We start from the raw sequence: 9,751 nt of genomic DNA on the forward strand, positions 1-9,751 counted from the left end.
GTTACCGCATCTCCTTTCCTGTTAAGGCCAGGAAGGCATCATCCATGGTGCCCGGCCGGAATTCAAAGTTACTGATCAATGGCCGATTGGCCGTTAAAATGTCGAGCGCTGCCTGCATCGTTGGTAGGCTAAAGACCAGCTGGTCGGCAGTACGCCGAATTGGCTGCTGGGCCACCCGAGCTGCCAGTTGTGCCACATTCGGGGAGGTCAGCGTCAACCGGTCCGCCGCGTAGCGATTCTTGATGTCAGCCGCCGTGCCCTGGGCTAGGATTCGACCATGATCAATCACGATGACGTTGTCCGCCGCGTCCGCCTCATCCAGGTAATGTGTGGTCAGGATGACAGTCAGCTTTTTCTCTCGCTGTAACCGTTGAATCAGCGTCCAGATGGCTAGCCGCGTCTGAATATCCAGACCGGTCGTGGGTTCATCCAGAAATAAAATGTCTGGCTCGTTGATCAGGGCCCGGGCGATGTCGACGCGCCGTCGTTGCCCACCGGATAAGGTGCCGTAGCGTTGGGCCATAAACGCGGTGAGCCCCAGCTGCTGGCTCAAAACGGTGACCCGGTCAGCGGGAATGTGCCGATACTGGCCAGCACGAATCTGTAAATTTTCCCGAACCGTTAAGATGTCATCCAGCACGCTACCCTGAAAGACCACGCCCAGCTTGGGGTCATGATCGTAGGTCACCTGGCCGGCAGTCGGTTGCAGCAGACCAATCAGCATGTTCATGGTCGTCGACTTCCCCGCCCCGTTTGGCCCCAGTAGTGCGGTAAAGCTGCCCTTTTCAATCTGCAGGTCCACCGCGTTAACAGCAATGTGATCCCCAAAGGTCTTGGTTAAGTGTTGCGCTTCTAATAGCATCTGCCTCATCTCCTATGCCAAGAGAATACACCGTAAGGGCGCGTGGCGTCTCGGTGATTGGGTTAAGTGGCGATTTTTGCTGGGTAAGTGGTTGAAATGGTGCGGTAAAAATGACCGATTCTTGATGGAAAATAAAAAAGCACCGTCACCTCTCGGATGACCGATGCTTTGTACCCCTTACTTCAGTGACCATTCACGCATAAAACTAATTCCCCAATTAGTCAGCGTTCTTGAATTGCCCACTAGTTAAGGCGCTCTTCAAGACCCAGCCTTGACCCTTAACGTAGCTAAACGTCTGGGTCTTCTTGGCTGAATTCTTTAATTTTAATTGCTTCGTAACTTTGTAAGTCGTGCTAGCCTTTAATTGACCCTTGGCTTTCAAGGTTGCCGTTGGCCGGTCAGCGGCGATGGCTGCCTTGTAAACGACTGGCTTGGCGTCCTTCGTGTGCATCGTCTTGGCTTGTTTGAAGAAGCTGGATGAGACGATGGTGTAGTTCACAGCTTTGGCCTTCACACCGTCAGCGGCCTTAAACTTGCCGGCCGTTAACTTGCTGGCAACGACCCAGCCCTGACCCTTAACGTAGCTGTAGGTCTGGTTTTTCTTGGCGTTTAATTTCAATGTGGCTTGCTTAGTCACTTTGTAAGTGGTACCTGACTTCAGCTTCCCCTTAGCCGTCAACGTCATGGTTGGCCGATCAGCGGCGATGCTGGCCTTGTAAACGACTGGCTTGGCATCCTTGGTATGCACCGTCTTGGCCTGCTTGAAGAAGTTAGACGAAACGATAGTGTAGGTCTTACTTTGCTTAGTCGTTGCCGCAGTGGCGACAGCCGTCGTGCTCTTAGCAGAAGCTGGTACGGCCAATGCCAACGGCGCAACCATTCCTAAAACAGTCATCAATACTAAAGATTTTTTCATGTAATCCCACTCCTCTTCCAAAGATTAAAGCTAGTATAGGCATGTTACAAAAATGTGTCAATGGCATTTCGACTGTAATATATTAAGATGTTCTAAAGGCGCAATCTTTTAGGGGAGTGACCACTTGCTCACTAAAACATCCTTCATTCTACAAGTCACTCACAGTTACTGATTTCGACTCCTTACCAGCTTAAACATGGACCAGAAGCAACGCAAACCTTTATGTCGGTGATTGGTGCTGCTATTGGGGCGCTTATTTGCGGTAGTTATCTCTGTGTGCAGCGCACCACTTTCGGGCAAAATATTTTCAACCAGATTGTCTCAATCATCGCCCAACACGGGCTGGCTGGTCTGCTCCTGACCATTACGGGACTGGTTGTTATCTTGCTCGGTTATACCTATTATCGCAGTCTGATTGGCTTTCATCCGAGTGACGCGTCAATTGCCCCTGAATGAATTCAGAGGCTTGTCGCTCACGTGTCTTGCAACACAGTAGTCCAGCATGCCCGTTAAGTTACTCCTACTCGTAGTGGCAACATCATCGGGTAATTGACGGCAACCCGTTTAACTGTCAGGTTTACCCAGCAGTTGTTAGCTTCTTAATCTTTGGTCGCTTGACACCGCTCAGCCATTCTTGCCCAAGCATCTTAATGTTCATTGCACCTAATCGGTCATCGTTACAACGATACTGGCATTGTTTGCACCAATACTCGTGGGTATCATGATGTCGGTTGGCCTTATCAACTAGTCCACACTTGGGGCAACGTTGCGAGGTGAATGCTGGATTAACTTTCACGACATTGCTTTCGATGGCCTGAGCCTTATACGTTAAGAAGAATTCTAGTTGGAAAAAGGCCCAAGAACGATGGCTATTGCGTAGAGATTTTGGTAGATCATCCGTATCGAATGTCACGTTTGTTAAGTCTTCCAAGACAAAAAGTGTATGCGAACCATATAGGGCAACGAGTGTCTTAGCTAGCCAATGATTCACATCGGTCATCCAGCGGTTCTCTCGTTGAGCTAGCTGTTTCAACTTTTTCTTGGCGGACTTTGTTCCTTTACTTTGCAGCTGTCGTCGAATCTCTAGGAACTTCTTCCGCCTACGCAAAATCTTTTGACCGTCGAAGAATAGTGTTTTTCCTTCACTATCATAGGCAGTTGCTAGGAAGCGTAAGCCACGATCAATCCCGACAATCTGTGGATTACCTTGCTGATTGAAATCAGGAACCTCTTTGGTAATACCGATGTGCAAAAACCACTTGCCTCGGTTGTGGACCAGTTTGGCAGTACCAAGCTTCCAATCATCAGTAAAATATTTCGCAAATCCCTTGCTGGTGAACGCTAACTTTGTTCGTTTACCCAGCGTAGTTATTGAGATTTGTTGCATGTCCTCTACAAAGGAATAATTGCTCTGTCGAACCAAATCAGCTTGTGGACGACGAAAATGGATGGGTTTCACCAACCAGTTCAGGTCTCTAGGAACTTGAATCCACTTTTTTTCTCCGTTCTTGTAGCGATACGGATGTTGCTTCATCTGTTCTCGGACAGTTTTGTAGCGAGCTACTACTGTCCGAAAAACAGATTGGACCATCTGACTGTTGAGCGATGTTTCTTGTCTGAATCGTTTGTACAGTTGGTGATTGATTTTTAACCAACTTAACTGAAACTCATGATCAAATATCCATTGACTGACAATATTAGCTAATCGTTGATACTCTTGACTCATTGCTAGAAATTGATCTGCTTGATCAGTGTCCGGATAGAGTCTTAGTTTGATTGTTCGACCCAGTTTAACCAATGGATACCTCCCCTGTAGATTGGATTAATTATACCATGTTTAGCTCTCTAGGGGAACATATGTTTTGAAAAAGAATACAAAGTTCTGGCATTCATCCCGCGATTAAAGTCGCAGGTTTTCTGCTTGGCTTTTAATAAAAAATAAAGGAACATCGCAATTACCATAACAGGTTAAGGCGATGTTCCTTTATTTTAATTCTCAATTAAGAACAGGTTTTCTGTCCCCAGCGGACGGGGTCAGTAGCAGAACCACTGACAGAAGTTATCTGAATTTTTTGTCTTCAGCAGACGGGGCTAGTAGCAGAACCGCTAGCAAAAATTATCTGTTTTTTAGGTTGCCTGACCAACCAGAAGCTTAAATCTACCCTTTGCTTCTGTCTACAATATACAGTGTTTTATTCAAAAAGCAAATAGAGTTACGCTTCTGTCCTGAGTCTTATGATTTAAATCTATCGAAAAACAATTCCACCCCAGTTTACCATGGTAATTCATGACCTTCCATTTTTCCCCAGTCTAATTCCTGATTACGCTTGCCATCATCTTTCCAATCTGCAAACAACTCATGGATATTGACTGGTTGTTTCTTAACTGGTGTTAATACAATTGAATCGTCCTGAACCGTGACTGTCAGCTCCTGGTTATCAGTTAAATTTAATTGCTTGATAATCTTACTGGGAATTCTGACGGCCTTTGCACTTCCCCATCCGGCCAAATAAGTTTGCTCTTGGGTAACTACCATGTTCTTTTCCTCCCATCACTGGTTTCAGAAAACATACACCCTGTAGATACATTAATCAACGTATTGGCTCCACATACAACTCAACTTTATTTTTCGTTACCACTAGCATTCCCTGCCCAAACCAGGTAAATTAGACCTAATCACTCATCCAGGGGGGAATCGCCATGTCACTCGGAACCACGCTCAAACAAGTACGCCAGCAACAGCACCGCTCACAAAAGACCGTTGCGGCCGGCATCTGTGCGCAGTCCATGTTGTCAGCCATCGAAAATGATCGGTACACGCCCAATGCTAAGCTCTTGCTGGCGCTCTGTCACCGTCTAGACATTTCGCTCGATAAAATCAGCCTGGCGACCGACTTTGCCATTAGCGGGGATGATCAGCTGAACGCTCACATGCAGCGGCTCTGTAATCAGCACCGCTACCAGGAACTGGCCGACTTTTTAACGGCTCCCAGTACCCAAGATGCCGTGGCCACCGCCCAACAGACACAGGCCTATTACTACTATCTGGGCGTGGCGCAACTGCACGTTGACCCGACACTCACTGCTGCCGAACAAAATTTGCAGTTCGCCACAACCATGACCGAGGAACGGACGCCGACTACCCTGACGCGACTGGCTTTGGCCTCGCTCGCCACCGTACACGCCAAACAACAGCTACCCGAGAGTGCAGCGCAGTTAATCACGCAGGCGCTCGCCAACCTCGACCAAAGCCCCTACGAAGAAAATAACAACATTCTTTTCTACCTGGCTGCCCTGACCGCCTACTTTTTGCAGGATGTCACGGTCGCCACCGAGCGGCTCCTAACCGGGATCACCTACATCACCGACCATGACTCACATTACATGCTGGCCAACAGTTACCGCCTGTTGGCAGAACTGGCCGAGCGAGCTGGTCACGCCAACGATGCCGAAACTGCTCGGCAGAAACAACAATTTTTATCGGACCTATTTCACGAGAAGGTGCCCGAAAAATTTTAGAGTATCAGTATTCTGATTTTTAACTAGCAGATAAAACGCTTAAAGTAAGGCCATCCAATCAAGGGAGGCCTTTTTCAATGTCAGAAAACTTATTCCAAAACGTCATCAGCACTCATGCTCGCCCCGACCGTTTGCACGAGATTCTCGTCCACCCGGAAAACTTGCCGCTGTGGGACGAAGAGCTCATCCAAGTCGTCCCAACGATCACGGCTAAATTTCAGCTTACCCGTCAACCGCCCGCTCTCAATGAACATGAAGACCTATCCGTCACGGCAACTGCCGACCAAATTATCTACCACAGTCAGGGCGGCCGCTTGGCCTATGACCTCGTCTTCAGCCTAGCCACAGAAGCGACGCACACCATCCTCACCGAAGAACTCCGCGTCACCAGCACAGGTGGCCTACCGCTACCCCTACGCTTATTGGCACCCATCGCTCAACAGGCCTTTGCCCAGAAACTCCACCACCTAATCGCCCTCGCCGAATCCTCTCGGGAGGTGCTCAGCTAATGCAAGCTATCGTGCAAGATTCCTACAACGGCATCGACGCGTTGACCCTCGCGACGAGGCCCACGCCAAAATTACTGAATCCACTCGCCGTCAGAGTCGAGACCCACTACACCCCGGTCATGCCCTACGACGTACTCACCGAGACCGGTCAACTGAAGCAACGTCGCCCGGTCAAACTGCCCATTGTGGTGGGCTACGGCTTCGGCGGGATTGTCCGCGAGGTTGGTCAGCTGCGGCACCCACGCTTACACAACCAACCCGTAATTGGCATTCAACTGACTGGCAGCCATCAGGAACAACTACTCTCGGCCTTACCGCCACTCCTGTTTCCAGTTCCGCAAAGTGTATCCTTGGCCGATGCCACAACTGTGATTGGTGGCGCCGATGCCGCTTACTTTGCCTTGAAAAAGGCCCAATTGACCGCGGGTGAAACGGTACTCATCACCGGCGCCACGGGAAGTGTTGGCACCTACCTGGTCCAGTTGGCCCGGCTAGCGGGCTGTCACGTCATTGCCGTGGGGCATTCCAGTCGTCACTCACTACTAACTGAGTTGGGTGCCGAACAAGTACTGGACTACAATCGACCACTAGAAGAACAACTGACAACGACGACTGTCGACCAACTCATTGATTTAGCTGGCAATGCGTCCTTACTAGATCATTTAAGCGCTCGACTGGGACCGGTAAATATCTTGTCACTTGCGTTACCGGATTATCAGCCAGCTTTCCCGGAACAAGCATTCACCTTTGCCAGTGGCACCATCATGCCCGGTGATTACCGGTGGTTGCTCGACCAACTGGCTACGGGCGCGCTCACCGCCGTGATTCAAGAACAGTTGCCGTTTACCGCCGTCAAGACCGCCCAACATCACCTGATGACGGAACACTCGGCTGGTCGCATTCTCTTAACCTATCAACAGGAGGCTAATAACTATGTTCATGAACCTAACGATTGATTGGGCCCACCTATTGCCGCAACTCTTCACACTCTGGCTGATTGGCTGGGGGGTTCGGGTCCTCCTGATTGGCTGTATTCTCGGTGGCCTGTTGTGGCTCTTCAAACGCTCCCGCTAACTAAAAATTTCCGCATAAAAAGGCGCCTCGGCTGATAAAAAACAGCTCAAGGCGCCTTTGAAATGACATTAAATTATCCGATTACGCTTCTCGCATCGTGACGAAACGCTTATCCCAAATGCCCTCAAAGAAGGCAATGGTTTGTTCAGCCGTCATGAATTGGTTGTCCACGGTCGTTGTTAACCCCCGCGTCATTTCCAAGTCATACCCGATACCGTGAGCCACCTTAACCGTGGTGTCAACACAGTACTCCGTTTGGGCCCCACAAATTTCCAATGATTCTGCGGCAAATCCGGTTAGAACGCGCCGTAAATTGGTGTGGTAAAAGGCATTGGCGTGCGTTTTGCTGACAACGGGATCCGTGTCCCGGTAAGCCAACTCGGAAATGAATTCCCAATCGTGTGTACCCTTGACCAGGTCTGCGTCCGTGTGTTGGACGAAAACGATGGGCTTTTTCGCTTGCCGGTACGCCGCAATTCGTGCGTTAACACCCGCGATAACTTGGGGCAAGTTCACAGCGGTTTCGTCGCCGTAACAAACACCATTTTGAAGATCTATGACTAATAAGACATCTGCCATGTTGATGGCCTCCTTCAGGGATCTTTTGCTCACTGTCTATCATAGCGTATTCGACCCCGCAAGTCTCTAAAAATTAACTAATTAATAGGGAGATAATTACGGGTAAAATTAAATGAATGGCTTTCTCAAAAGTCATTTCAATTGATTCGTACGTCATATGGTGTACAATGATGTTCAGAGGTGACCACTTATGCCAACTAAGGATAAAGAGACTGATCGAATTAACACCCGCATTAATCACGACATTAAGGCTCGTGCTCAAAACGAACTTGCCAAGAATGGTCTAACAATTAGCGAATACATGCGGATTGTTCTTACAGGTGTTGCAAATTATGGATTGCCAACTCATTTTGCCCAACCATCTAAGGAAGTCATTGCGTCTATCTTAGAGATGACTGATGTCGTCAGCGGAAACAAGAAGCCCGAGAACGTCGCTCATAGTCGCGAGGAACTTAACCAGATGCTAGAATCATGAAACATTCTCTGATATATGCTTCTCAATTTAAGACACATTTTAAACACGTACGAAAGGATCCGCGCTGGCGGCCAATATTTCATGGAACCGTTCCCTTTGACGAACAAAAACGTTCACCGTGGGATTATGTCATTGACTGTTTTATGCAGCGTCAACCCCTTCCAGATTATTTTTACGCTCACCCACTGCATGTATCTAAGACACTAGCAAAACAAATAAAACAACACCTGTCGTTGAAACACATTTCAATTCAAATCTTGGAACTACATTTTGATGGACACAATGGCAATCATCTTTTAGTTTACTACGATGATGACAGCCTCACTTATCTGGTGGCCATTGGCACTCATAGCAGCTTGTTCTAATAAACTAACTGGCCGCAAAGTTCCACATTAAAAGACGTTCTGGCTTAATCAGCTCAGAGCGCCTTTTGTATATACATGCATTAAAAAATCCTAAGATACTCTAGACTTCAGCCTCATTTTCCTCATTCAACTTATCACAGTCAATAATCAACTGACAGACTTCCTTGTCTGGCGTCAGCTTCATCGAGTATTTCCGGCCAAACTCGATCATGGTGTGGTGGGCACGATGTAATTCTTCTGGTTGGAGCACGCTCACGATTTTATTTTCGACCTGCAAGGGGGATGCCGATTGGTCTACAAAATGCAACCGCTTGGAAATGGCCGAAACGTGGGTGTCCACCGCAAAGGTTGGCTGAGCAAAGACGTCGCTCAAGACCACGTTGGCCGTCTTCCGCCCCGCTCCTGGCAAGGCCATGATTCCCTTCCGGTCGGTTGGCACCACATCGTTGAGCTCCTCGTGTACGATGCGCGCCGTCTTGATGATGTTGCGTGCCTTGTTGTGAAAGAGCCCAACACTCTTGATAATCAGTTCAACGTCGGTCACGTTGGCTGCCATTAAATCTTTGGGTTCGGGGTACTTGGCAAACAGCGTGGGGGTAACCTTATTCACCGACACATCGGTTGCCTGCGCACTCAGAATCACTGAGACTAAATATTGAAAGGGTGTCCGCGGATCCAAGGATGGCCCAACCGGTCCCATTTCCTCTTCCATTTGGTGAATGGCCCACACAATCTGTTTGTCCGTTAACATACGACTCCCTCGATTTCTTCAACGTATTTGGTGTTTACTTGCTAACTTAAGTTTACCGCAAAATAGGAGCTAGACCGACTAATTCGATGAGAATCTAGCGGTGAGCCAATGCGCGTAAAAAAATTGGCCTCAGAAATCGTTAAATTTCTAAGGCCAATTTTTGTTTTTCAATGTAGCCCTGTACTAACCAATTTCAACCTGCAAAAATTTGATTTTATCATCTTGATCAAACTCATAGCGATCAAACCCGTGATAGGCAAACAGCTGGCCACTACGCTTACGGCCCGCGACGACCCATTCAGCCTTGTAAACGCCTTGGTCCATCACAACATGACAAAGATGGTGTAGCTCTTGATTGTCTTGAAAGAAATGCGTAAAGAAGCTCGCGATTGTTACTGGCGTGTTGGCGACAAAACCATTGGCACCTTTAACAACGGCTTTAGCTGAAAAGAGCCCAATTATTTCATGCAGAGCATGCTCATCAGCCGATGCTAAATCTGAAAGCTCAAAATACTTACGGATGATGACTGCTTTCTTGTCCATAGTAGTTCCCTCCTCAATTAATTGTTTAGTCTAAGCAATGCAATTGAAAAATCAAAGAATCTAATCCCCAGAAACCACAAAGGGGCTGTGACATAAGTCTCCAAAATGAAAGCTGGTTGAGGAAAATCTTCGGATTTTCCTCAACCAGCTTTTTGGTA

Annotated in this window: 14 protein-coding genes; 7 read left to right on the plus strand and 7 right to left on the minus strand. The window is 48.1% G+C overall.

What is annotated here, in order from left to right:
- Position 1 precedes the first annotated feature (1 nt).
- Both JUF22_RS09035 and JUF22_RS09040 read right to left on the minus strand, forming a co-directional pair.
- The gene (locus JUF22_RS09035) at positions 2-862 is read right to left on the minus strand and encodes an ABC transporter ATP-binding protein (RefSeq protein ID WP_203645780.1); all 861 of its coding nucleotides are present in this window, start codon (positions 860-862) and stop codon (positions 2-4) included.
- A gap of 217 nt (positions 863-1,079) precedes the next feature.
- A complete protein-coding gene (locus tag JUF22_RS09040) occupies positions 1,080-1,778 on the minus strand; it encodes a hypothetical protein (RefSeq protein WP_203645782.1) in 699 nt (232 codons plus the stop codon).
- Positions 1,779-2,000: 222 nt separating this feature from the next.
- On the opposite strand from JUF22_RS09040, the gene JUF22_RS09045 reads away from it, so the two are divergent.
- Positions 2,001-2,234, plus strand: coding sequence for a hypothetical protein (locus JUF22_RS09045; protein WP_203645784.1), 234 nt, complete (start codon positions 2,001-2,003; stop codon positions 2,232-2,234).
- 121 nt (positions 2,235-2,355) lie between these two features.
- On the opposite strand, the gene JUF22_RS09050 is transcribed toward JUF22_RS09045, so the two are convergent.
- Both JUF22_RS09050 and JUF22_RS09055 read right to left on the minus strand, forming a co-directional pair.
- Positions 2,356-3,576 (minus strand): RNA-guided endonuclease InsQ/TnpB family protein, encoded by a 1,221-nt coding sequence (locus JUF22_RS09050; protein ID WP_203645786.1) that lies wholly within the window; start codon positions 3,574-3,576, stop codon positions 2,356-2,358.
- A gap of 474 nt (positions 3,577-4,050) precedes the next feature.
- Positions 4,051-4,314, minus strand: coding sequence for an AbrB/MazE/SpoVT family DNA-binding domain-containing protein (locus tag JUF22_RS09055; protein ID WP_203645794.1), 264 nt, complete (start codon positions 4,312-4,314; stop codon positions 4,051-4,053).
- Positions 4,315-4,478: 164 nt separating this feature from the next.
- On the opposite strand from JUF22_RS09055, the gene JUF22_RS09060 reads away from it, so the two are divergent.
- The 4 genes from JUF22_RS09060 (at position 4,479) to JUF22_RS09075 (ending at position 6,880) form a co-directional block, all read left to right on the plus strand.
- On the plus strand, positions 4,479-5,297 hold the full coding sequence (locus JUF22_RS09060) for a helix-turn-helix transcriptional regulator (protein ID WP_203645796.1): 819 nt from the start codon (positions 4,479-4,481) through the stop codon (positions 5,295-5,297).
- Between the two features lie 77 nt (positions 5,298-5,374).
- Complete coding sequence (locus tag JUF22_RS09065; protein ID WP_203645798.1) at positions 5,375-5,806, plus strand: SRPBCC family protein; 432 nt, start codon at positions 5,375-5,377, stop codon at positions 5,804-5,806.
- A complete protein-coding gene (locus JUF22_RS09070) occupies positions 5,806-6,762 on the plus strand; it encodes a zinc-binding dehydrogenase (RefSeq protein ID WP_203645800.1) in 957 nt (318 codons plus the stop codon). The genes JUF22_RS09065 and JUF22_RS09070 overlap by 1 nt, the downstream gene beginning before the upstream one ends.
- The gene (locus JUF22_RS09075) at positions 6,740-6,880 is read left to right on the plus strand and encodes a hypothetical protein (protein ID WP_203645802.1); all 141 of its coding nucleotides are present in this window, start codon (positions 6,740-6,742) and stop codon (positions 6,878-6,880) included. Before JUF22_RS09070 ends, JUF22_RS09075 begins: the two co-directional genes overlap by 23 nt.
- Before the next feature lie 81 nt (positions 6,881-6,961).
- On the opposite strand, the gene JUF22_RS09080 is transcribed toward JUF22_RS09075, so the two are convergent.
- Positions 6,962-7,459, minus strand: a complete 498-nt coding sequence (locus JUF22_RS09080) for a cysteine hydrolase family protein (protein ID WP_203645804.1) — start codon at positions 7,457-7,459, stop codon at positions 6,962-6,964.
- A gap of 190 nt (positions 7,460-7,649) precedes the next feature.
- Here JUF22_RS09080 and JUF22_RS09085 point away from each other — a divergent pair, with 190 nt between their 5' ends.
- Both JUF22_RS09085 and JUF22_RS09090 read left to right on the plus strand, forming a co-directional pair.
- Positions 7,650-7,934: a type II toxin-antitoxin system RelB/DinJ family antitoxin gene (locus tag JUF22_RS09085; RefSeq protein ID WP_203645812.1), complete on the plus strand. Its 285-nt coding sequence runs from the start codon at positions 7,650-7,652 to the stop codon at positions 7,932-7,934.
- Positions 7,931-8,299, plus strand: a complete 369-nt coding sequence (locus JUF22_RS09090) for a type II toxin-antitoxin system RelE/ParE family toxin (protein WP_203645814.1) — start codon at positions 7,931-7,933, stop codon at positions 8,297-8,299. Before JUF22_RS09085 ends, JUF22_RS09090 begins: the two co-directional genes overlap by 4 nt.
- A gap of 100 nt (positions 8,300-8,399) precedes the next feature.
- Here the strand turns inward: JUF22_RS09090 and JUF22_RS09095 are convergent, their stop codons facing one another.
- Entirely contained in the window at positions 8,400-9,050 is a 651-nt protein-coding gene (locus JUF22_RS09095; protein WP_203645816.1) for an endonuclease III domain-containing protein, read from the minus strand.
- 183 nt (positions 9,051-9,233) lie between these two features.
- On the minus strand, positions 9,234-9,593 hold the full coding sequence (locus JUF22_RS09100; RefSeq protein ID WP_203645818.1) for a hypothetical protein: 360 nt from the start codon (positions 9,591-9,593) through the stop codon (positions 9,234-9,236).
- Positions 9,594-9,751: the final 158 nt, after the last annotated feature.

It is taken from the genome of Levilactobacillus lanxiensis (genome assembly GCF_016861655.1).
Classification (GTDB): Bacteria; Bacillota; Bacilli; order Lactobacillales; family Lactobacillaceae; genus Levilactobacillus; species Levilactobacillus lanxiensis.

What these genes read in the sequence shown, in the direction of transcription:
- JUF22_RS09045 (WP_203645784.1), top strand. Translation starts at nt 2,001, where the DNA reads ATGTCGGTGATTGGTGCTGCTATTGGGGCGCTTATTTGCGGTAGTTAT.
- JUF22_RS09085 (WP_203645812.1), top strand. Translation starts at nt 7,650, where the DNA reads ATGCCAACTAAGGATAAAGAGACTGATCGAATTAACACCCGCATTAAT.
- JUF22_RS09070 (WP_203645800.1), top strand. Translation starts at nt 5,806, where the DNA reads ATGCAAGCTATCGTGCAAGATTCCTACAACGGCATCGACGCGTTGACC.
- JUF22_RS09075 (WP_203645802.1), top strand. Translation starts at nt 6,740, where the DNA reads ATGTTCATGAACCTAACGATTGATTGGGCCCACCTATTGCCGCAACTC.
- JUF22_RS09060 (WP_203645796.1), top strand. Translation starts at nt 4,479, where the DNA reads ATGTCACTCGGAACCACGCTCAAACAAGTACGCCAGCAACAGCACCGC.
- JUF22_RS09100 (WP_203645818.1), bottom strand. Translation starts at nt 9,593, where the DNA reads ATGGACAAGAAAGCAGTCATCATCCGTAAGTATTTTGAGCTTTCAGAT.
- JUF22_RS09065 (WP_203645798.1), top strand. Translation starts at nt 5,375, where the DNA reads ATGTCAGAAAACTTATTCCAAAACGTCATCAGCACTCATGCTCGCCCC.
- JUF22_RS09035 (WP_203645780.1), bottom strand. Translation starts at nt 862, where the DNA reads ATGCTATTAGAAGCGCAACACTTAACCAAGACCTTTGGGGATCACATT.
- JUF22_RS09040 (WP_203645782.1), bottom strand. Translation starts at nt 1,778, where the DNA reads ATGAAAAAATCTTTAGTATTGATGACTGTTTTAGGAATGGTTGCGCCG.
- JUF22_RS09055 (WP_203645794.1), bottom strand. Translation starts at nt 4,314, where the DNA reads ATGGTAGTTACCCAAGAGCAAACTTATTTGGCCGGATGGGGAAGTGCA.
- JUF22_RS09095 (WP_203645816.1), bottom strand. Translation starts at nt 9,050, where the DNA reads ATGTTAACGGACAAACAGATTGTGTGGGCCATTCACCAAATGGAAGAG.
- JUF22_RS09080 (WP_203645804.1), bottom strand. Translation starts at nt 7,459, where the DNA reads ATGGCAGATGTCTTATTAGTCATAGATCTTCAAAATGGTGTTTGTTAC.
- JUF22_RS09090 (WP_203645814.1), top strand. Translation starts at nt 7,931, where the DNA reads ATGAAACATTCTCTGATATATGCTTCTCAATTTAAGACACATTTTAAA.